Source organism: Chryseobacterium sp. Leaf404 (assembly GCF_001424145.1).
In the GTDB taxonomy this organism is placed as follows: domain Bacteria; phylum Bacteroidota; class Bacteroidia; order Flavobacteriales; family Weeksellaceae; genus Chryseobacterium.
Map to the genome: position 1 here is coordinate 233,453 of NZ_LMQM01000001.1, position 23,111 is coordinate 256,563.

Here is a 23,111-nt window from a genome sequence, read left to right on the forward strand (position 1 = left end):
GGTCACGGATTGCAAATCCGCGACATCGAAGTCCCGCTCGTACCCATTGCATAAAAGACACAAGCAAGCAACAAAAAAGCACAGACCAAAAATCTGTGCTTTCTATTTTATTAAAATCTAATTATTTTTTCGCCGCAGGCTTCTTCACCGCAGGCTTCTTAGCAGCAGTCGTTGCCTTTTTCGCAGGAGCTTTCTTAGCTGCAGGTTTTTTCTTTTCTGCAAAAGCTTTGGGATCCTGTGCAGTAATCCATTTTTTAACCTCATCGATGGAGACTTCTTTCAGGTCGTCTGCTTCGTATTTGGTATCGTCTTTTTTCTTTGGAATTTTGTAGATGTTTTTTCCGTGTTTCACGATTGGGCCCCATCTTGCGTTTTCGATGGAGATTTTCTCTGCTTCCCAATGCTGGATGTAACGGTTGGCCTCTTTTTCAAGTTTAGCTTCAACTAACTCGTTGATGTCACTTTGAGAAAGATTTTCGAAGTTATATCTTTTCGGAACGTTGATAAAAATACTTTTGTATTTGATGAAAGGTCCGAATCTTCCGCTTCCTTTTGTGATAGGTTCACCCTTGTAATTGGCAATCGGCGCATCTGCCAGTTTCTTTTCTGCAATGATTTCTTCTGCACGTTCCTGCTTAATGGCAAGCGGATCTTCTCCTTTCGGAATGCTGATGTACGTTTCTCCCCACTTCACATAAGGACCAAATCTTCCGACACCAATCGAAACCGGTAAACCATCGACTTCATTTAAATCAAATGGAAGTTTGAACAGTTCCAAAGCGTCTTCTAAAGTAATGGTCGCAATGTTTTGTCCTGATAAAAGAGAAGCAAAAACAGGTTTTTCTTCATCATCCTGCTCGCCAATCTGAATCATCGGGCCGAATCTTCCGATTCTTGTGGTTACATTCTTTCCGGTTTTTGGATCTACACCCAAAAGGCGTTCTCCGTTGGCACGGTCTGCATTTTCTTCTACATCTTCAATTCTCGGATGGAATTTTGAGTAGAAATCGGTCATCATTTCTTTCCACTTCTGTCCGCCATTGGCGATTTCATCGAAACTTTCCTCCACTCTTGCGGTAAATCCAAAGTCGAGAATTTCACTGAAATTATCAGTAAGGAAGTCATTCACCACTTCACCGATGTCTGTAGGAACGAATTTATTTTTGTCGCCCCCGAATTTCTCGTCAAGGACTTCTTTTTTAATTTTATCTTTGATTAAGGACATCTTCACCACTTCTCTGGTCTGTGGCTCAATCTCTCTTTTATCAACATATTCACGGTTCTGAATGGTCTGAATAGTCGGCGCATACGTAGACGGACGACCGATTCCCAGCTCTTCAAGCTTTCTTACCAAACCTGCTTCGGTATATCTTGCGCTCGGTCTTGTGAATTTTTCTGTTGCGGTAATTTTTTTATAGTCTAAAACTTCACCTACAGTTACTTTCGGCAATAGTTTTTCGTTGTTTTCTTCGTCGTCGTCGTCTGTTTTTACAATTCCATAAGCTTTCAGGAAACCGTCGAAGATAATTACTTCTCCCTGTGCTTCAAAATGCTGAGGAAGTTTGGCGTTACCAATTTCGATGACCGTTTTCTCAATTTTAGCATTTGCCATTTGAGAAGCCAGTGTTCTTCTGTAAATTAGCTGATACAGTTTGCTCAACTGAACATCACCAATCGTTTTTACAGAGAAATCTGTCGGACGAATTGCTTCGTGAGCTTCCTGTGCAGAAGATGATTTTGTGGTATAATTTCTTGGCGAAGAATATTCTGCTCCGTACTCTGATACAATCTGTTTTTTAGCACCATCAATCGCTTCCTGAGAAAGGTTGACAGAGTCGGTTCTCATATAAGTGATGTGACCTTCTTCGTACAGTCTCTGAGCTAAACGCATCGTGTTGGTAACATTGTAACCTAATCTTGAAGAAGCTTCCTGCTGAAGTGTAGAAGTGGTAAAAGGTGCAGATGCAGAACGGCTTCCCGGTTTAGTTTCTACATTAAGAACTTTAAATTCAACCGTTTTTGCAAGTTCAAGGAATTTTTCTGCCTCTTCTTCTTTATCGAAATCTTTTTTCAGTTTTGCAGCGATTTCCTGAGAGGTTTTGTTTAAAAAGATTCCATCCAGCTTGAAACTTGCTTTTGGGGTAAATGCACGGATTTCTTTTTCTCTTTCCACCACCAAACGTACAGCTACCGATTGCACTCTTCCCGCAGACAATCCCGGTTTTACCTTCTTCCAAAGTACGGGAGACATTTCGAAACCTACGATTCTGTCGAGAACTCTTCTCGCCTGTTGAGCGTTGACTAAGTTCTGATCAATATCTCTTGGGTTGTCGATGGCTTTTAAAATGGCGTTTTTGGTAATTTCGTGGAAGACAATCCTCTTTCTGTTGTCGGGTTTCAGTTTTAATTCTTCTGCCAAATGCCACGCGATGGCTTCCCCTTCACGGTCTTCATCGGAAGCGAGCCAGACCATTTCGGCTTTCTTTACGGCAGACTTTAATTCTGTTACCAATTTCTTTTTGTCGGCAGAAACTTCGTAATCCGGACTGAATGTGGCCAGATCTATTCCCATTCCTTTTTTAGGCAGATCACGGATGTGCCCAAAGCTGGACTTCACCTCATAATCGCTACCTAAATATTTTTGAATAGTTTTTGCTTTGGCCGGAGACTCGACGATTACTAAATTTTTCGACATTCCTGAAATTTTTGCAAAAGTAAGCCTTTTTTTATTAAAGCAGATTTACAGCATTTTATTTAACAGTTCCACGGGCGAAATAAAGACTCTGTACAGCAAACCTTCCCATGTAAAACCTCTTCCGGACATTTCAACTCTGTACATCAGAGAAAAAAGAATGAATGAAACTATAACTCCATTTTTTAAATTTAAACTAAAACCTTGTGCAACCTCATCATGATTGCGTTTTGGAAGCATTAAAGTGAAAAGAATGATCAGAAATATCATGTGAATATACATCCATCTTCCCCAATCGATTGCGAGATAAAAAAGAGGCAATGAAAACAAAAATGCGAGAATCAATAAAATAGACAGAAACTTTTGTGCCTTTTGAAATTTTAAATAAAAACCAATGTGAATCAGACTGATTATAAAACTTAAAAAGTACAATCTGTAGTCATTGAAATGATCTGAAATGTATTTCCTTTCATCAAAATTCCAGAAAAATATTCCTTTGGTTAAAATGACGCCACGGTCTTTTAATATTTCCAAAGACTGCCCCTCATTGATTTCTTTTCCGAAAAGAAAGATTAAAATTGCAGGAATTAACGTGACAAGAATATATTTAATGTACTTGTCAGGTTCAAATTTTCCACTTTTTAAATACAATGCAATTAAAAAATAGGGCATGAAAAAGAGCGTGATTTCGTGGAAGAACATCGCAACAACTAATCCTAAACAGATTAAATATTCCTTTGAACGGTTGAGCCTTTCCTGATCTGAAAGATTAATGGAAATTGCGAAAATGAAAAAGACAATAAATTCTTTTTTTCCGACATAGTCTACACAATTGAAGATTCCGACAAAGCCGATGGATGAAAGCAACAGCGAGAGATAGAGTAAATCCGGTTGTTTTCTCTGGATAATTTTAAAATAAGTGTAAAAAAATCCGCAAATGATGATGACCTGAAAAAAGTAGACGGCCAGATTTAATTTTAAACCTGTAAGATCCTGAATGAGAAAAAAGAAACTTCCGGAAAGACCTCTTCTTTTAAAACCGCCATCCTGATAGTTGATGAGCCAGTCGCCAAGAATATATCCGTCGGAATTGTGGTTATGAATAAAGGTAAAAACCAATGCAAAAACTGCTGTTGCCACAATTAATAAATTGATCAGCAATCTTACGGTAAAAAATTCTGCAGTTTTTTTCAAATGTGTAGTTTTTCCAAAATAAAAGAACCGAAATTGTTTTGAATTTGCCTTTCTTAAATTTGATTGTCAAAAATAGGAATTAAAGCGTATTCAAAAAACAATTTCGGTTCTGTTTTATGATGATTTAATTTAAAACAATTACTTCTTCATAATTTTTACAACAACTTCCGCATCATTGATTCTCACAAGATAAAAACCCTGGGTCAAATCTGAAATATTGGTTTGATTATTTTCAAACTTCCCTTTTCTTACCATTTGACCTGAAGCATTGTAGATTTGGAAGTAATAATCTTTTCTTACATCTGCTTTGATATAAAGAATATCCTGCACCGGATTTGGGAAAAGAGAAATCTGATTTTTAACTTCTTTTTCTTCGATTTGTTTTTGCGTGAAAACGTTTGTAGCTTTAAATGCTCCCGCCTGCGTCACAGGAATTGCAGGGATTGCGCCTGCCTGATCGCCGGATGCATTGATGTTCACTTTCACACAACGGCAGTTCATCCCAAAATAAGGATCATTGTTATCATGGAAAGCAATCATTCTGTTGGCACTTGAGGCAGCATCAAAAAGAATGTTTACCGGTCTTCCGATGTAGTTTGAATTTAAAGCAGCCGTCCAGACTCCGGGAAATTGATAATTATTTACATTAAAAGTTCCCGCAGCCGCTTGATTTGCCGTTACACTTCTGAAACCTTTGGATCCCGAATTCGGGAAGTTACCAACATTATAGTCCGGATTATTGTAGATGTAACCTATGGTTGTAGTTGTGCTGTTTCTCACTCTTGTTCCCAGATAATCCGTAATTACGCTGTAACTCGTTGCCACTTTTTTATCTTTTCTGTACCAAGGTGAAATTCCGAAATCTCTGTTTGCAGTAATAGAAACCCCTGTAAGATCCGGGATCCTCCATCCTTCCGGACAAGGATCGTACACTGATTTTTCTCCGCCTCTACCCCATCGGTCTGCAGCTAAATTGGGTTCATCTGAAATCCAGTCTGTACCGTTGGTATAGTTAGGAACTGCAGAATTGTAAGGTGCAAAAGTACTTGGAATCATATACACTAAAGGATTTCTCACGGAATAAGATAAAATTTTAGCTAATTTTTCCGGAACCGTATCCTGTGTAACAACATTAGCATTGCCGGCGTTTGAATATGTGTTGTAAGGAACGATGTAATTTCCTGAAAGATTATTGTAATTTGCATAGCTCAATGGAGTGTACGAAACAGTTCCGTTGGCAGCTACATTTCCTAAAAATATACTGTAAGAAGCTCTGTTATCTGTATGCTGAAACGGCGGGATTGGATCTTTTCTTCCCCACTGATACTGCATACCCGTGGAAGCCCTGATTTGCGCAAGCTCGGCAGCATTAGGAGTTAGCGGGTTTGCTACTACAGGAAATGCATCGGTAGCACCGAGGTTTCTATCCATAAACTCCGTTTTCAGAACATCTCCTTTCTGAACATAGTTGATGTAATTAGGCGCGTTGGAATTCGGACTTTCTGTAGTATAGGTGAAAGAAGAAATTGCGCTGTCTGTCACCCAGATATGCCATGACCAATACACAGGATTTGTGATACTTCCGTTGTGAAGTGTAATCACTGCATTTCCACTCTGGTTTGGATTGATGCTGACCTGAATTTTAGTATTTGAAATATCAGCCATACCCGACGGAGAAGGGTTTGACAACGCCACAGAACCAATCAGCGCAGTATTGGTAGACCAAAGTACATTTGCTTTAAGACTGTTATAATTTGCAGCATTGAGAATAGTTTTGTTATTCAGCATTTGGCTTTGTACCGAAAAAGCTTTCGAAACAGGAATTTCTACCAAAGTTGAAATGGTGTTTTTTACAATCTGATAGGTATTTGGATTTTTCAGACCTTCAGTGTAATCTGTGGGCTCATCATAATATTCTGTAGGAAAATTGTAATCGTGGATGATGTATCCGGGATCCTGGATACATCTGCATGCATTGGCATCTGAAGTCTTCGCTCCGGCAGTAGGTACATACCAATATCTTCCTTTAACTGTATTATCCGCCGGATTGGGCGTGTCATTCTGATATCTGTCGGCTACCATAAAGAGCGCTCTTGCCGATACGGATGGAGTGGTATCTGAAAACTTAGTCATTGTGGAAGTCCACAATCCCACCTGATGCTGATCTGTGTACTGGCCCTGCTGAGAATTGATGGCGAGCTGACCTGTTCCCGGGAAATTTCCCATATTAAAACCTCCAACCGAGGTCATATTAAAACCAACATTCGGATATACTTTGAAACCAGTCATAAAAGGAGCTACACCAGCATCTGAAGGCTTGATAATGTGATGTCCCGCAGCTTCAAAGGCTGTTTTTCCAAGGTTAGTTCTCACACCAAAAGGTGAAAAATCAATTCTTACGTCATCCACATAGTTTGCAGACGCCTGATTGGCAACAAGCATTGAGGGCAGACGCCATCCGTTTGGGCACGGATCAAAGAGAGATTTCTTTCTGTAGGGTTGTGCAGCGCTGTCTGAATTGTAATCTGAAGTGATGTAACCTTCGGCATTGTCTGACCACAGATTCAACTTGAGCAGTTCGTGAGCAGGAATAACTGGCGATGCACCAAACCAGTTGTACATTAAATTTGCATTGTTATTGTAAAACGCCGGCCCCGAAAGATCATCTTTATACACATAAATTAGACTCAGCGGATTGTTGACAGACAACGCGATATTATTTTCAATGGTGGCGGAAGATACCTGTGTGAAAATCCTCAGATTATCAAAATTCGTTGCATTTGTAAAGTTTTTTGCACCACGATGTCTCACCCGTCCTACACTTCCCGAAACTTCATAGAAATCATCTCCCTTCCGAACCAAAGGCGGAATGGGATCTTTTCTTCCCCACTGATATAAAAGGCCGCCATTTCGGTTCCATTCTCCGGCTGTATTTGATGATGATATTGCGCCGAGATTTCTATCCATCCACTTCCATTCGCCAGCAGGAATAACTTCTGTACTTCCTGCAGCCGTAAGTCTTTTTACATTTTCAAAACTTCTGTAGGTAGATCCATCGGTGGGATCATCTGTTACCCAGATATGCCATGACCATGCTATTTTTCCGTCAATTTTAAAGGCTATAACGGCATTTCCTTTTCTGCTTTTATTTACCGGTACAACAATTTTTGCCTCTTCCATGTTTCCTGTTAGAAGCAACCTGGCGCCTCCGTTGGTTTTAATCAGACCATGACTGTCTTCCCACAGCAGCTCTGCTGAAGCTTTTCCCCCGTAGTTGAACCCGTCTTTTTTAATGTGCTTATAAAAAGACCACACCGCGTACGCTTTTTTTACGGGAATGTAAATTCCGTCACTGGCTGTTGAGGGATCAAAAATATAGCTGTTCGGAGCCAGAAGCCACGGATAAGAGCTCATCTCAGCCTTGGCTGCATCAGCTTTAATATTTACTGGAGTTTTAAGAACATTTTCAGGCAGGCTGGAAGATGCATCAGCAGTTTCACGTTTTTCCTGTGCGCTGGCTGTGCATAAATTCAAAATTACAAGACTGAATGCTGCAATGTTTTTTAAGGTAGATTTCTGTTTCATTATAATACTTTGCTACAAAGTTTAGTTTTTGGCGAAATTTTTTAATTAATCAAATGTAATTCATTATAAAAATCAAATATTAATGACAATCCAATTGCAGTAATAATATTTATATGAATATAATTCAACGAATATAAAAATATGTATTTAATTTCACAATTCTAAAATTTAGAAATTAAATAATTATTATGAATAGAAAAACAGTTTTGAAAATCTGAGAATTAAGGCAGCAGATAGTTGTTGTAACGCTCTATCGTAAAGTTTCCATTAATAATGTTTTTGAAACTTGAGAATACGACAAAATTGAAGATGAAAAGTGAAATAATGAAAGTGTAGATGAGCCGTTTGGTAGCATCATTCACCACATACATTGAGTTGATAATGATGATATAAGAAAATCCTATGAATGCTCCGGCAAGTCTTGATGAGAAGATAGGATTATTCCTGAATATAAAATACGCACAAATACCAATGACTGCGTAATTTCTGTGATACTCGTAGTAAGGAAACTTCTCTTTCATCTGATTATCAAAAAAGAAGAGGAAGAATGTGAGAACAGCCATCATCCCTTCAGGAACACCAATACCCCCGTTGAGACGCGTTACAGACTCATCAACATAACCATTAAAACCTTCCACAAGAATATTGTCTGAAGCTACACCATCCAGAAAACTACCAAAAACACGGTATACTTCAAATGGCGAAAGAAAGATTGAAGTAATGATTGCGCCCAGCATCACCGCCTTGTTGAGAGGAATTCTCGCCACCCAGTACATCGGCAGAAAAACATAGCACACATTATGAATACCCGCACCCAGATAGATAAAAAGAAGATACATAAAAAGCTGTCTGGATTTAATATACCGTATTGAATAATAGACAATAAATGATCCTAAACACTGCCTGATCTGCCCACTCTCCCCAATGAAAAAACCGGGAATAAACATAAAAAGCATAAAAGTACAGGGATAGAAAGTATTGTCTTCAATATATTCTATTTTAAAATAAATGGTAATGGCTGCAATAACGAGCGTAAATATATAAAAGGGCGCATTAAAAACATTAAGCAACACCTTGTTGATGAGAATAAAAATCCATTCAAGTTCAAACGGATGTGGTGGCTCCAGATAAAGCGCCTTGTAGAGAATACTGATGTAATCAATCTGATCCGAAAACGCATAAATACCAACATAGCTGCCGTAATCCGGACCAACGAATTTTCTTAAACCTGCAATAATAATCAGGAAAATACCCAAAGACCACATGTATTTTTTCTCAACCCTGCGGCCAAAAACTTCCTGCGCACTAAAAACAAGCAGTACAACAAAGACAATCAGATAATAAGGGTGAAATAAACTCATTTAGACTTCCTGAAAATAATTAATGTTTTGCGAAGTAATAACCAAACCTCCCAGCATAATCGGAAGGAAAAGCCTGGTTTCCCAAAACAGCCCCACAAAAGTAATCATTACAAGATAAGGAACAGACAGGATTAAAAAATTTTTAAAGACCAACCGTTCTGCTATTCCGCAGAGACCGTTGATGAAATACAGAAAAATAATTCCGAAGAGCAGACCTGCCAGATTAAACGGGCTTGTGAAATTCTGTTTTAAATAAAAACCTTCTACCAGTGAAGTTTCCTGAGGAATTATCAAACGTAAGCCAATGTAAGGAATTACAAACGCTGCAATGACCATCAGAATTTCTTTATAGAAAGCAAAATCTTTAAGTTTAAAATTTTTGAAATCAAAGAATAATGCAGCAAAAAAAGCGATATTCAGACACGCTGTTTCTCTCACCAGTGTAGCTGTGAAAACAGCTCCGCAGAGCAGAAGCAAATCTCCGTTTTTTCTTAATTTATAAAACTTTAAACTGTAAAAAACTCCTGCAAGAAAAAAGAAAACCGCAATAGAATCGCAATTGGTAGGGACATACTGCACAATTGCAATCAGAAAAACACCCGTGAGGTGCAGCAACTTCCGCAATCTTGAATCTGTAGCGAAAAGATTGGGCCTGAAATTTAAAACTTTATCTAAAACAACAGATGCCGCCACAAAAAAAACAGTATTAACAATGAAAATGCTGTGGTAAAAAACCGAGCCGTGTTTTAAAATAAAAGACTCCGCACCAGAAAGATTAGAATTGATAAAAACCGACAGAAAATCAGTAAAATGAACGCTCAGAAAATTTGGGATTACGCGGTAAGCATACACAGATGAAAACATAAAATCCGGAGCTTTTTCCATCGTTTTCAGCTTCACATACGAAGATTCAAAACCATAATAGACCGTGAATAACAGCAAAAAAGGAAAAATTGCTGTGAAGAGAACCGAACTTATTTTTTCATCGTTGTTTCGCAACATACGCCGCAGAATGTATTTTTTTTGCCACAGCCGAAAGCTTAAGCACTGCAAAAGTAGAATATTTTACTGATTATCAGCAAAAGTTGCCGCATAAAGTTTTGACCTTTCACCTAAAAAATTAAATTTGCACACCTGAATCAATGTCATGCATCGTTTTTTTATTACTCTTTATTATCTGATCAAAAAAAACAAAGTACTCTCCATCGCCACAGCCTTGGGAATTCTTCTTGTCTGCGGATTTTTTGCTTCTAAAATAAATTTTGAGGAAGACATCAACCAGATTATCCCGAAAAACGATAAGTCTGACCTTACCGCTAAAGTTCTGAAACAGCTTAATTTTTCAGACAAAATTATTGTCATCATCGAAAAAAAATCAGAAGACAATCAATTTCAGCTGTCGGAAACTGCCGATACTTTTTTAAATAAAATTGAACCTTTACAGAAATACATCGGTTCGGTCCAGGGAAAAGTAAATGACAGTGAGATTTCTGAAACATTCGATTTTGTGAATCAAAATCTGCATTTATTTTTAGAAGAAGACGATTATAAAGAAATTGAAAGAAAGCTTATTAAAGACAGCATTGCAAAACAGGTTGAAAGCAATTATGTCTCTTTGGTATCGCCCACAAGTCTTGTTACCAAAGAATTTATTAAAAAAGATCCGCTGGGAATTACGTTTTTAGGTATAAAAAAACTCAATGCATTAAACATCAGCAAAGATTTTAAACTGGAAGACAACTACGTGGTTACCAAAGACGGAAAAAATCTTCTCCTGTTCATAGACCCGAAAAACAAAAGCAGCGACACCAAAAACAATGAGATTTTTATCAACAGTTTAAATAAAATCAAAGACGAAATCAATAAAACCTTTAAAGGAAAAACAGAAATCAGCTATTTTGGTTCACCTGTAATTGCGGTGGCCAATGCTCAGCAGATCAAGAAAGACATTCAGAATACGGTTATTATTTCTATGACGGTTCTGTTGATTTTGCTGATCTATTATTTCAGAAACTTCTTTACACCTTTAATCGTTTTTCTGCCGACTGTTTTTGCAGTTTTTATTTCGATGATGATTTTATACTTTATTAAAGACAAAATTTCAGCAATTTCACTCAGCGTTGGTGCCATTTTGATTGGTATTACTATTGATTACGCCCTCCACATTCTCACGCATTACAAGCACAACAACAATATTGAAGAGCTCTACAAAGAAATCACCCAGCCAATTATTCTCAGCAGCGCGACAACAGCAGTTTCTTTTTTATGCTTAGTCTTCGTGCGCTCTGAAGCGTTGAAAGATCTCGGACTTTTTGCAGCGATTACGGTTTTTCTTTCTTCTTTTGCCGCATTGATCATTGTTCCCCAACTCTATCATCCGAAAGGGAAAACAGAGAAAGTAAACACGAATTTCATTGATAAAATTGGAAATTATCCTTACGAAAAGAACAAACCGTTAATTATCGTCTGTACACTAATGATTGTTGCCTGTCTTTTCGGCTTCCGTCACGTTGGTTTTAATGAAGATATCGGGGATCTGAATTACATTCCGAAAGATTTAAAAATCAGTGAGGCCAAACTGGAGAAACTCTCCGACATTACTTCAAAATCCATTTACACCATTTCTTACGGAAATTCTGAAAATGAAGCTTTAGAGAGAAACTCAAAGCTCAGTCGGTTTTTGGAAAAAGAAAAAAGTGAAGGTAAAATTTTAAGTTACAATTCGATTGGGAATATTGTTTTGTCTGAAAAAGATCAGCAGAAAAAAATTGAAAAATGGAAAAGATTCTGGAATCAAAACAGAAAAAATGAAACAATAGCCGGATTGGTTGAGAACGGAAATAAATTTGGTTTTAATTCTTCCGCATTCGATCAGTTTAATGAAAATCTAAATAAAATCTACCCCACTTTAAGTTTAAAAGATTATGAAAAAATAAAAGCCTTTCAGATTTCCGAATTTCTAAGCAACGAAAACGGGTTTTTCACGGTTTCGAATGTGGTAAAAGTGGATGAAACAAAAAGAGATGCATTCATAAAAGATGTCGAAAAAACCCAAGAAGCATTGGCAATTGACCGCCAACAGATGAATGAGAATTTCTTGGGCTTGCTTAAAAATGATTTCAACACGCTCATTAATTACTCGCTTTTAGCCATCATCTTAACAATCATAGTTTTCTTCAGAAACTTTGAATTATCGCTTCTCACAATGTTTCCCATTGTTCTGACAGGTGTGGTAACCGCAGGACTTCTTTATTTTCTGGGTTTAGAACTAAATATTTTCAGCACCGTTGTCTGTACTCTGGTTTTTGGTGTGGGTGACGATTTCAGTATTTTCCTCACAAAGGCAATGCAGAAAGAACATACCACCGGAAAAAATGAACTTCCAACGTACAGAATTTCTATTATTTTAGCCGTTTTTACAACGATTTTATCTATCGGTTCTTTGATTTTTGCAAAACATCCGGCCCTGCATTCTCTCGCTTTGGTTGCTTTAATAGGAATGTTTTCTGTGATTGTGATCACTTCCACTTTATATCCTTTCTGGTTTCGGTTTTTGATTATCAACCGTCAGAAAAAAGGTTTGTCACCCATTACTTTAAGACTTTTTATACATTCTCTTCTTTCATTTTTATATTACGGCTTGGGAGGATTGGTTTTTTCAACCATTGGAAGTGTCTTTATTAAGAGATCAAAAGGAAAGACTTTGGATTTCATCAAATCAATTTTAGCAAAATTCCTGGTTTCTGTACTGTATACCAATCCTTTTGTGAAGAAAAAAATAATCAGAAATCCAGACGAAAATTTCAGTACCCCGGCAGTAATTATTGCCAATCACACCTCTTTTCTCGATACTTTGGCTTTGGGAATGGTAAATCATAAAATCATATATCTGGTGAACGACTGGGTTTACAATTCACCATTTTTCGGAAAAGTGGTGAGAGCTTTAGGATTTTACCCCGTTTCTCAGGGCATCGAAAACGGCATGAAGCAGCTGAAAGAAAAAGTGGATCAGGGCTACTCTCTGGTAGTCTTCCCAGAATCTGAACGCTCCTACACAAATGATGTAAAACGTTTTCACAAAGGCGCTTTTTTTATCGCCGAACAGTTTAATTTAGACATCGTTCCGGTTTACATTCACGGAAATTCCGAAGTGCAGCCAAAAGGTGATTTCATTATCTACGACGGAAGGATTACAGTGAAAGTAGGCGACCGAATCCGCAGGGAAGATTTAAGTTTCGGGGAAGCCTATTCTGTGAGAACAAAGAAAATCAATGCACATTTCAGGGAAAAATTTGCCGAAATGAGAAAAGAACTTGAGGATGAAAACTATTTCAGAAAGAAACTGCTTTTCAATTATTTATACAAAGAAAACGAAGTGGTAAAATCGGTAAAAGAAGATTTTAACCTGAACAAAGCAGTTTATTTCAGCCTGAACCGTCACATCCCGAAAGACGCAACAGTTTTACATATCGCAGATGATTTCGGGCAAAAAGATATTTTATTAACGCTTCAGCAGGCAGGAAGAAAAATCTTCAGTTTAATTAATGATGAAGAGAAAAGATCGGTAGCCAAAAACAATTACCTCGTTCAGAAAAGAAAACTGTTTTACATTGATATCCAGTCTGCAATCAACAAAAAAGTTGATGTACTTTTAATTTCTGACCAAAATTTCACTCTAACAGATATTGAAGATCTGCCGGAAACCATTATTTTGTTAAATGTTAAAGATTTCAGTTTTGAAAACCCTAATTTTAAACAAATGTTTGATTCGGAATCAATAAAGGTCTTCAGACATCAAAAATAAATAGGAAAAAACCTACTTTTGTAATCCATAAATTAGATTAATGAAAAAAAATATACTTGTACTTTATTATACTCAGACCGGACAGCTGGAAGATATTGTGAAAAATATTACCCAACCGTTTGAAGATAAAAAAGACGAATATAAAGTAACTTACTACAACATTCAGCTTAAAAAAGACTTTCCTTTTCCGTGGCCGTCTGATGTTTTTTTCAACACCTTTCCGGAATCATATCTTCAGATTCCGAGTGAAATTCTGCCACCGCCTGAGGAAGTTTTAAATACAAAATTCGACCTCATCCTTTTCGGTTATCAGGTGTGGTATTTAACGCCATCAATCCCGGTAATTTCATTTTTAAAGAGCAAATTTGCAGAAAACATATTAAAAGGCACGCCAATTGTTACCATAAGCGCGACCAGAAATATGTGGATGCTTTCGCAGGAAAAACTGAAGGTTTATCTGAAAAATTTAGACGCAAAACTGGTCGGGAACATTGCATTAGTAGACAGAAGAGACAATTACACAAGCGTTTTAACAATTTTACGCTGGATGACCACCGGCCAGAAAGAAAAATCCGGAATACTTCCTGCGGCAGGAGTTTCAGACGAAGAAATCAACGGAGCCGGAAAATACGGAAAGATTATTGAAAAGCATTTCAGTACTCATGATTTTACAAATCTGCAACCCGAACTGGTAAAAAACGGAGCCGTAGAAATACGTGATTTTCTGGTGAGAGTGGAAAAAGTTGGCAACAAAATCTTCACCGTGTGGTCTAAGCTGATCATGAAGAATAAAGACAAACGCCCGATGCTGATCAAGTTCTTTAAGGTTTATTTAATGGCAGCAATCTGGATCATCTCACCCATTGTTTTGATTTTTCATATATTGCTTGCACCTATTTTATGGACCAAAAGACAAAAACAGAGAGAATATTTACAGGGAATTAATTTAAAATAGAAATGTACGACGTATTTATAACAAAAGCTTCAACATACCTGCCCAATGAGCCGGTATCTAATGATGAAATGGAAAGCTATCTTGGCTTAGTAAACAATACTCCTTCTAAGGCGAGAGCTTTAATTCTCAGGAATAATAAAATAACAACCAGATATTACGCTTTAGACAAAAACGGAAAACCTACACATACAAATGCGCAAATTACTGCAAATGCTGTGGAAGGGCTTTTTGACGGGCATTTTAAAAAAGAAGACATGGAGCTTCTTTCCTGCGGAACCACTTCGGCAGATCAGATTCAGCCTTCACACGCTTCTATGGTGCATGGAGAATTGAATATCGGGAAATCTGTTGAAATCAATACTTCAACAGGTTTGTGCAACTCTGGAATGAATGCTTTCAACTACGCTTTTCTGAATGTGAAAGCCGGTGTAAAAAACAATGCTGTCTGTGTAGGTTCTGAAAGATTTTCTGCATGGATGACCGCCGACAAGTTCAATCACGAGGCAGAAAACCTCAAACTTCTGGAAGAGAAACCTATCGTTGCTTTCAAGAGAGAATTTTTAAGGTGGATGCTTTCAGATGGTGCCGGAGCTTTTCTGTTGGAAAACAAACCAAGAGAAAACGAAATTTCATTAAGAGTTGAGTGGATGGATTTTTATTCTTATGCGCACGAAATTGAGGCCTGTATGTACTCTGGTTGCGAAAAACAGGAAGACGGAAGTCTGAAATCATGGGCAGAATATCCTGCTGAAGAATGGCTGAACCAGTCTATTTTTGCTCTAAAACAGGATACAAAACTTTTAGATAAATACATTTTAGTAAAAGGTGCTGAAAGTTTAAGAGCGTCATTTACCAAACACGACCTTGACCCAGATTCTATCGATCACGTTTTGGCACACATTTCATCAGGTTATTTTAAAGAAGGTCTAAAAGAAGAATTTGCCAACGTAGGCCTAGATTTCCCCTGGGAAAAATGGTTCTACAATCTTTCTGAAGTTGGAAATATCGGCGCCGGATCTATTTTTATTGCTGTAGAACAGCTGATGAATTCTGGTAAATTAAAGAAGGGCGAAAAAATAATGCTCTGCATCCCTGAAAGTGGAAGATTTGCTTACTCATGTTGTTTGCTAACGGTATGCTAATGAAAGACTCTTTACCAACCAACGATAAAAATTTTGTTGAAAGTTTAATTCCGCAAAAGTTTCCTTTTGTAATGGTGAGCGGAATTTCAGAATATTATGAAGAGCATCTGGTTTCACAATTTGAAATAAAAGAAGACAATATTTTCATTCACGACGGCACTCTTCAGGCTTCAGGATTGATTGAACATCAGGCACAAAGCGTCGCTCTGCATACAGGCTACAAATTTTATCTTTTAGGAAAGGAAGCTCCTACAGGCTACATCGGTGCCATCAAAACTTTTGAAGCTGAAACATTACCGAAATTAGGAGATCATTTGATTTCTGAAGTGAAAATCATCAATGAAATGATGGGCGTGACTTTGGTTGAAATTGTCACTAAAATCGACGGTAAAGTGATTGCTAAATCTGAGATGAAAACTGTAGTAAAATAGCTTTTCGAAGAGCCAGGGGAAAAGTAAAATGAACCAAGCGAAGTAGTTGAAATACCAAAATAAGTTTTTTTATAAACGATATCTTCCGCTAAAACTGAAAATAGCATAAAGATTTTAACATCGCAAGATAAACCTAACGGGTTTTGAAATCCGTTAGGTTTTTTAAATATAAAAAATGAATTTAAAAGAAGAAAACCTCATCAACATTCATCATTTTCTGCCTCATCGTGCACCGATGTTAATGGCGGATTATATTCTGGAGCTTACTCCGGAAAAGGTGGTGACTTCTTTTGAGATTAAATCTGACAATATTTTTCTTCAAAACAGTCATTTTGTAGAAGCAGGATTGATTGAACATTCTGCACAGACTTCTTCTTCGATTTTGGGGCAGAATTTCTTTGAGAATCCAGACTGTGATACCAAAGTAATTGGATTTATAACAAACATTAAAAAAATTGAAATTTTTGCCTTACCAAAGGTGGGAGATACAATTTTCTCTAAAGCTTCCCTCATTTCAAAATATGAAAACATCTGCCAGATATTCTGTGAGACTTTTCTGGAAGAAAAACTGCTGATCCGTACGGAGATTTCTTTGTTTATTCAGGAGGTTGATTGAGTAGTTCGAATTTAAACCTTTTTCCATTTGTGGTTTAAAGACAAAATCTTTCACAATAAAACGTTTTCAAATTTAAAACCATATTCTCTCCCATTTTTATTTTCAGTATTTTAGCACCTTGATTACGCTAAACTGGTTTTCGCAATGAAAAAACAAGACATTCCACAGGACGAAAGTAATTTGCAGTCAGCAAATATGACAGAAATGTTATACGTGACTGATGAAAATAACAACTACACCACTGCGCAAAGCATCGGTTGGGAAGCCAAAAAAGCGGCTCTCGATGAATCGATGCAGCTCATCAATGAAAGAATTGAAGAAGCTAAACAGAACGTTGCGAAAAATATAGTGAGCCCAATCGTCTATTTTATGGAATTCAATAAAATGGATCTGCAGGTTTTGGCAGCTTACGTCGATAAATGGCAATGGACGGTAAAAAGACATTCCAAACCACATGTTTTCAAAAAACTCAGTGATTCTACTTTGAAAAAATATGCCGATGCCTTCGGAATTTCAGTAGATGAACTGAAAAATTTTAACGGACTATAGAAACCTTCAGGATTTTTAAAACCTTGAAGGTTTGATAAACTCAAACCATTAATGAAAATAAATTTCGAACACCACCAGACAGCCCACTGCGAAAACGGTGTTGCCTCCAACTTACTTTTAAATAGAGGTTTAAAACTCAGCGAACCGATGATTTTCGGAATCGGTTCAGGATTGTTTTTCGTGTATTTGCCTTTTCTTAAAGTCAATTTTGCACCGGGTTTCAGCTACCGTCCGATGCCGGGAGCTATTTTCAGCAAGGCGGCAAAACGATTAGGCATAAAAATCAAAAGAATAAAATTTTCAAACCCAAAAGAAGCTCAGGCTGCTTTGGAGAAAAATTTAGAACAAAACATCCCGACAGGATTGCAGGTAGGCGTTTTCAACCTTACTTATTTTCCTGAAGAATATAAATTCCATTTCAACGCACACAATCTTGTCGTTTACGGAAAAGAAGACGGTAAATTCCTCATTAGCGACCCTGTGATGGATTTCGCAACAACTTTGACGGAAGCCGAACTCGAAAAAGTGCGTTACGCAAAAGGTGCCCTCGCTCCGAAAGGTCATATGTATTTCCCTACACACATTCCTGAGAATGTTAATTTGGAAGATGCCATCAAAAAAGGAATTAAAGATACCTGCAAAAATATGCTGGCTCCCGTTCCGATTATCGGCGTAAAAGCAATACGTTGGGTAGCCAAAAGCATCCCGAAATGGGCTGACAAAAAAGGCACAAAAGTGACCAATCACTATCTCGGACAATTGATTAGAATGCAGGAAGAAATCGGAACCGGCGGTGGCGGATTCAGGTTTATTTACGGTGCTTTTTTACAGGAAGCGGCTGTGATTCTTAAAAATGATGAACTGAAAGAATTATCTAAAGAAATTACAGCCATCGGTGACCTCTGGAGAGATTTTGCCGTGGATATTGCAAGAGTTTACAAAAACAGAAATTCCAAAAGCGATATTTACAATCAGCTTTCAAAATCGATGCTGCATATCGCTGATTTGGAAGAGGCTTTTTATAAGAAACTGAGGAAGGCGATTTAACTGTCAGCGGAATAATTTATCTAAATTTACACTCAAATACAATAACTTATGACAACATTCAGTTTCAAAGTAGATTCCAGCGAGAGTAAAAAAATCAAAGCTATTCTCAAAGCTCTGGGTGTAACCGAATTGAAAATCAAAGACGAAGAAACTCCCTCTAAGAAGTTTGCTGAAAAAGTAGAAAGAGCAAGAAAGGAACATTCTGAAGGAAAAACAGTTGCTGTAAATACAAAAAATATATGGGAAGGTATCGAATAGTCCGTACCAAAGAAGCGGAAAAAGACCTTGCTAAAATTTTAAAATCTGGCAATAAATCTGACATCAAAAAGGTGGAAATTTTCTTTAGCGAAATTGAAGAACATCCCAGAACCGGCACAGGTTTACCTGAACAATTAAAATACTTTGAAGGAGAAGTTTGGAGCAGACGGATTAATAAAAAAGACAGATTTGTTTATGAAATTTATGAAGAAGATAAAAATGTTATTGTAGTAAGTTCCTTGGGACATTATAGCGACAATTAAACTTTTTATGAAGCCTAATAATCAATAATAAATCTTCCAAAACAAAAAATGTCAAACCCCATCATCGAAATAAAAAACCTCTACAAGAAATACAAAAATTCGGAAGACTTTTCGGTCAATGATATTTCTTTGAACATCGATAAAAATGAAATCTACGGAATTCTCGGTCCCAACGGAGCGGGAAAAACCACGTTGATTTCTATGCTTTCAGGTTTAATTAAACCAACCTCAGGAAGTTTTACCATCAACGGATTGTCGCCGAAAAAAGACAATTCAAAAATCAAACAAATCATTGGCGTTGTACCTCAGGAATATGCGCTCTACCCGACTTTGACGGCGAAAGAAAATTTGTTGTTTTTCGGCAGTTTATATGGTTTAAAAAATGATCACCTTCACAAATCTATCGATGAAGCGTTGGAATTAATGGGCTTAACGAAATTTGCCAATAAAAAAGTCGACCAGTTTTCAGGCGGAATGAAACGCCGTTGCAATCTGATTGCAGGAACGCTTCATAACCCGAAAGTTCTGTTTCTGGATGAACCGACGGTTGGCGTAGACGTTCAGTCTAAAAAGGCCATTATCGATTATCTTTTAGATTTAAATAAAAAAGGAACGTGCATTATTTACACATCGCACCATTTATCGGAAGCGGAGGAATTCTGTACTCAAATCGCCATCATCGACCACGGAAAAATCCACGCAACGGGAACGCCAGAAGAATTAGTCAACAAAGTTGAAAATGCCGAAAACCTGGAGGATGTTTTCATTTCATTAACCGGAAAAGAATTGAGAGATGTTGTATAAATTGTGGAGAAGTTTCATCAAAGAAATTCAGTTACTGAAAAGAGATTCCGGCGGAATTGTCATCATTTTCCTGATGCCGTTGCTGTTGATTATTACCATCACTTTAATTCAGGATTCTACTTTCAAAAATCTGGAAGGGTCAAAAATTCCCATTCTTTTCGTAGATCACGACGGATCAGACATTTCGAAAAGTATAAAATCTGAGTTTGAAAACAGCAAAACCTTCGAACTGATCACCAATGTGCAGGAAAAAGAAGCCGAAAAAGCCGTTTTTGCTGGAGATTATCAGATGGCCATCGTCATCCCGGAAAACTTAACCAAAGATCTCAGCGCCAATGTAGACGCCAAGGTCCAGACAATTGTCAGCTCATTCGGTTTGGAGACAGACTCTGTGGCTCAGAAAGTCCTTCCTTCGGAGGCGAAAGACATCCACCTCTACTTTGACCCTGCCACCAATACCAGCTTCAAAAATTCTGTGATGAATGCAATAAGTAAGATGGTTTTTCAGATAGAAAACAAAAAAATATACAAAGCATTTCAAGACCAGCTCGGTACGGAAGACAACCTTGAAGAAACAAAAAACCTCATCAGCTTCAAAGAAATTACCCCTAAAAAAAGCGGAAAAGATTTAATTCCAAATTCTGTTCAGCACAACGTTCCGGCTTGGGCGCTGTTTGCGATTTTCTTTATTGTGGTGCCTTTGTCGATCAATTTAGTCAAAGAAAAAAGTCAGGGAACGAGCGTGAGAGTTCGTGTGAGCCCGACGCCGTATTACATTCATATTTTAGGAAAAACATTCACGTATCTCATCATCTGCGTGATCCAGTTTTTACTAATGGTTGCCGTAGGAATATGGATTTTTCCATTGATGGATTTACCTCAGTTTGATGTTTCAGGAAAAATGTTCCACCTTTTGATTGTCACTCTTTTTGCAGGATTGGCCGCGATTGGCTTTGGCGTTTTAATTGGTACAGTTTCAGAAACTCAGGAGCAGTCGGCACCGTTTGGGGCAACTTCGGTAGTCGTTTTGGCTGCAATTGGCGGAATCTGGGTTCCGGTTTTCCTGATGCCCGAATTTATGCAGAAAATAGCACAGTTTTCCCCGATGAATTGGGGACTGAATGCGTATTACGATATTATTTTAAGAAACAGCGGCATTGGTGAAATTGCCAAAGAACTGATTTTCTTATTATTATTTTATATTGCGATGGTAACGATTTCTTTACTTTACGAAAGGAAAAAGAATAGTGTTTGATTTGTCTAACCACAAGGTACACTAAGATTTTTCACAAAGTGCACAAGGGTGATTTAAATAGTTTTAATTTGTGTCCATAGTGAAAGCCATTGTGCCATTTGTGGTAAAAACGGAAAGAATAACTTTAAACACAAATAATATGAACGAAAATGAGATTTCAAAAATTATATTTGATGCAGGATTGAAAGTTCATCGCCAACTTGGAGCAGGGCTTTTGGAAAGCGCTTATGAAGAGTGTCTGCACTTTGAATTGAAGAAATCAGGATTATTGATTGAAAAACATAAACCAATGCCATTAATCTATGAAGATATAAAACTTGACATTGGTTACAGACTCGATTTTTTAATTGAAAGAAAAGTTGTTGTAGAAATAAAATCTGTAGAATCATTGAATGATATTCATATTGCTCAAATCTTAACCTATTTGAAACTAAGTAATTGTAAATTAGGTTTACTTATTAATTTTAATTCTGTTCTATTTAAAAATGGCGTTAAGAGATTTATTAACGGAACACTTGATTAATTTCAATAAAACAATTAAACTTAAATAGTGTCCCTTGTGAAAACCTTTGTGCCCATTGTGGTTAAAAACAAAACAAAATGCAGTCTAAAGAAAATATAACCTGTACCGAAGGAGTACGCGTCCGATTCAATGAGACAGATCCGCTGGGAATCGTGTGGCACGGGCATTACATCGTGTATTTTGAGGACGGAAGAGAAGCTTTCGGAAGGCAGCACGGCTTGACCTACCTCGACATTCAAAAAGCAGGATTTACCACGCCAATTGTGAAAAGTACGTGCGAACATTTTCTTCCTTTGAAATATGGGGAAACTTTCAATATTGTAACGACTTTTGTGAATTCTGTTTCGGCGAAATTGATTTATAAATACGAGATTTTCAATCAGCAAAATCAACTGGTTTGCAGTGGCGAGACCATTCAGGTTTTTCTGGATTCTGAGAATAATTTATGTCTGTACAATCCCGAGTTTTTTCAAACCTGGAAAGATAAAATGGAATTATGATGAAGGAAATTTACATTACAGATTACAACTGCGTCACACCTTTAGGTTTTGATGTGGAATCAAACTGGAAAGCACTTCTGGAAGGAAAATCTGGCGTGGCTTTGCATAAAATCATCGAAAATCACGAAGCTTTTTTTGTTTCTAAAATTGATTCTGAAAAATTGGAAGAAGAATTTAACAAGAACCTCGATAAGCAAGATTTTACAAGACTTGAAAAAATGTTTTTATTGAGTCTAAAACCTTTGGTGGAAAGACATTCGATTTCAGATGAAACGGCTTTTATTCTTTCAACAACGAAAGGAAATATCAGTTTATTAAAAAACGAAACCACTTTACCAGAAGGCGTTTATCTTTCAAAACTAGCGCAAAAACTGGCTGATTTTTTTGGATTTAAAACCAAACCGATTGTTATTTCAAATGCCTGTGTTTCCGGAGTGATGGCAATTTCTGTGGCGAAGAATATGATTCAGGCAGGAAAATTCAAAGATGCTTTTGTCGTTGCTGGAGATGAAATTTCTGAATTTGTGATTTCTGGTTTTAATTCTTTTCAGGCGATTGGAAGCGAACCCTGCAAACCCTACGACAAAACCCGAAACGGTATTAATCTGGGTGAAGCAACAGCAAGTGCATTCATAACTTCTACTCCATCAGAGAACGAAAAATTGAAATTTAAAGTTTTAGGTGACTCAGCAATTAACGATGCCAATCACATTTCCGGACCATCGAGAACAGGCGACGGATTGTTTGCCAGCGTTCAAAATGCGATGAAAGAGGCGAAAGTTTCATCAGAACAAATCGATTTTATTTCCGCGCACGGAACGGCAACACTTTATAACGACGAAATGGAAGCCATTGCCTTCAACCGAATGGATTTGCAAAATGTTCCTCTGAACAGTATGAAAGGCTATTACGGACATTGTCTGGGTGCATCCGGTTTATTGGAAAGTATTATTTCAATGGAATCTGCTTTGCACAATATATTAATTCCATCCAAAAACTTTGAAGAAATGGGTGTTTCGCAGGATTTGAATATTATTAAAGAAAACCAATCGGCAGAAATTAAATATATTCTGAAAACAGCTTCGGGTTTTGGCGGATGTAATGCGGCCATTGTTTTGGAGAAATGTTAAAA

The 23,111-nt window shown here is 37.4% G+C and carries 19 protein-coding genes; 14 read left to right on the forward strand and 5 right to left on the reverse strand.

Translation table 11 applies throughout. The features are described from left to right. Nucleotides 1-121: 121 nt before the first annotated feature. From topA to ASG31_RS01115, 5 genes are all read right to left on the reverse strand, one after another. Entirely contained in the window at nucleotides 122-2,695 is a 2,574-nt protein-coding gene (gene topA / locus ASG31_RS01095; RefSeq protein ID WP_056026890.1) for a type I DNA topoisomerase, read from the reverse strand. A gap of 45 nt (nucleotides 2,696-2,740) precedes the next feature. Continuing rightward, nucleotides 2,741-3,886, reverse strand: a complete 1,146-nt coding sequence (locus ASG31_RS01100) for a hypothetical protein (RefSeq protein ID WP_056026893.1) — start codon at nucleotides 3,884-3,886, stop codon at nucleotides 2,741-2,743. 138 nt (nucleotides 3,887-4,024) lie between these two features. Beyond that, the gene (locus ASG31_RS01105) at nucleotides 4,025-7,471 is read right to left on the reverse strand and encodes a T9SS type A sorting domain-containing protein (RefSeq protein WP_056026896.1); all 3,447 of its coding nucleotides are present in this window, start codon (nucleotides 7,469-7,471) and stop codon (nucleotides 4,025-4,027) included. A gap of 221 nt (nucleotides 7,472-7,692) precedes the next feature. Beyond that, a complete protein-coding gene (locus ASG31_RS01110; RefSeq protein ID WP_056026899.1) occupies nucleotides 7,693-8,832 on the reverse strand; it encodes an EpsG family protein in 1,140 nt (379 codons plus the stop codon). Beyond that, nucleotides 8,833-9,834, reverse strand: coding sequence for a hypothetical protein (locus tag ASG31_RS01115; protein ID WP_056026902.1), 1,002 nt, complete (start codon nucleotides 9,832-9,834; stop codon nucleotides 8,833-8,835). Between the two features lie 145 nt (nucleotides 9,835-9,979). On the opposite strand from ASG31_RS01115, the gene ASG31_RS01120 reads away from it, so the two are divergent. The 14 genes from ASG31_RS01120 to ASG31_RS01185 all read left to right on the forward strand — a co-directional run bounded on the left by ASG31_RS01120 (nucleotide 9,980) and on the right by ASG31_RS01185 (nucleotide 23,109). Continuing rightward, nucleotides 9,980-13,636 carry an MMPL family transporter gene (locus tag ASG31_RS01120; RefSeq protein WP_056026905.1) on the forward strand — a complete coding sequence of 1,219 codons (3,657 nt, stop codon included), beginning with the start codon at nucleotides 9,980-9,982 and terminating at the stop codon, nucleotides 13,634-13,636. A gap of 40 nt (nucleotides 13,637-13,676) precedes the next feature. Next, on the forward strand, nucleotides 13,677-14,591 hold the full coding sequence (locus tag ASG31_RS01125; protein ID WP_056026908.1) for a hypothetical protein: 915 nt from the start codon (nucleotides 13,677-13,679) through the stop codon (nucleotides 14,589-14,591). A gap of 2 nt (nucleotides 14,592-14,593) precedes the next feature. Further along, nucleotides 14,594-15,733 carry a beta-ketoacyl-ACP synthase III gene (locus ASG31_RS01130; protein WP_056026911.1) on the forward strand — a complete coding sequence of 380 codons (1,140 nt, stop codon included), beginning with the start codon at nucleotides 14,594-14,596 and terminating at the stop codon, nucleotides 15,731-15,733. Continuing rightward, entirely contained in the window at nucleotides 15,733-16,164 is a 432-nt protein-coding gene (locus ASG31_RS01135; RefSeq protein ID WP_056026914.1) for a hypothetical protein, read from the forward strand. Before ASG31_RS01130 ends, ASG31_RS01135 begins: the two co-directional genes overlap by 1 nt. A gap of 175 nt (nucleotides 16,165-16,339) precedes the next feature. Further along, the gene (locus ASG31_RS01140) at nucleotides 16,340-16,780 is read left to right on the forward strand and encodes a hypothetical protein (RefSeq protein ID WP_056026916.1); all 441 of its coding nucleotides are present in this window, start codon (nucleotides 16,340-16,342) and stop codon (nucleotides 16,778-16,780) included. Between the two features lie 144 nt (nucleotides 16,781-16,924). Continuing rightward, nucleotides 16,925-17,329 (forward strand): hypothetical protein, encoded by a 405-nt coding sequence (locus ASG31_RS01145; protein WP_056026920.1) that lies wholly within the window; start codon nucleotides 16,925-16,927, stop codon nucleotides 17,327-17,329. Nucleotides 17,330-17,380: 51 nt separating this feature from the next. Further along, nucleotides 17,381-18,376: a BtrH N-terminal domain-containing protein gene (locus tag ASG31_RS01150; RefSeq protein WP_056026923.1), complete on the forward strand. Its 996-nt coding sequence runs from the start codon at nucleotides 17,381-17,383 to the stop codon at nucleotides 18,374-18,376. A 48-nt stretch (nucleotides 18,377-18,424) separates the two neighbouring features. Next, nucleotides 18,425-18,634, forward strand: coding sequence for a DUF2683 family protein (locus ASG31_RS01155; protein ID WP_056026926.1), 210 nt, complete (start codon nucleotides 18,425-18,427; stop codon nucleotides 18,632-18,634). After that, the gene (locus ASG31_RS01160; RefSeq protein ID WP_056026929.1) at nucleotides 18,616-18,897 is read left to right on the forward strand and encodes a Txe/YoeB family addiction module toxin; all 282 of its coding nucleotides are present in this window, start codon (nucleotides 18,616-18,618) and stop codon (nucleotides 18,895-18,897) included. The genes ASG31_RS01155 and ASG31_RS01160 overlap by 19 nt, the downstream gene beginning before the upstream one ends. Before the next feature lie 48 nt (nucleotides 18,898-18,945). Then, the gene (locus ASG31_RS01165) at nucleotides 18,946-19,701 is read left to right on the forward strand and encodes an ABC transporter ATP-binding protein (protein ID WP_056026932.1); all 756 of its coding nucleotides are present in this window, start codon (nucleotides 18,946-18,948) and stop codon (nucleotides 19,699-19,701) included. Beyond that, the gene (locus ASG31_RS01170) at nucleotides 19,691-20,956 is read left to right on the forward strand and encodes an ABC transporter permease (RefSeq protein WP_056026934.1); all 1,266 of its coding nucleotides are present in this window, start codon (nucleotides 19,691-19,693) and stop codon (nucleotides 20,954-20,956) included. Before ASG31_RS01165 ends, ASG31_RS01170 begins: the two co-directional genes overlap by 11 nt. A 139-nt stretch (nucleotides 20,957-21,095) precedes the next feature. After that, entirely contained in the window at nucleotides 21,096-21,479 is a 384-nt protein-coding gene (locus tag ASG31_RS01175) for a GxxExxY protein (protein WP_056028014.1), read from the forward strand. 77 nt (nucleotides 21,480-21,556) lie between these two features. Beyond that, nucleotides 21,557-21,979 (forward strand): acyl-CoA thioesterase, encoded by a 423-nt coding sequence (locus ASG31_RS01180; RefSeq protein WP_056026939.1) that lies wholly within the window; start codon nucleotides 21,557-21,559, stop codon nucleotides 21,977-21,979. After that, a complete protein-coding gene (locus ASG31_RS01185; RefSeq protein ID WP_056026942.1) occupies nucleotides 21,976-23,109 on the forward strand; it encodes a beta-ketoacyl synthase N-terminal-like domain-containing protein in 1,134 nt (377 codons plus the stop codon). The genes ASG31_RS01180 and ASG31_RS01185 overlap by 4 nt, the downstream gene beginning before the upstream one ends. The last annotated feature ends 2 nt before the right edge of the window (nucleotides 23,110-23,111 follow it).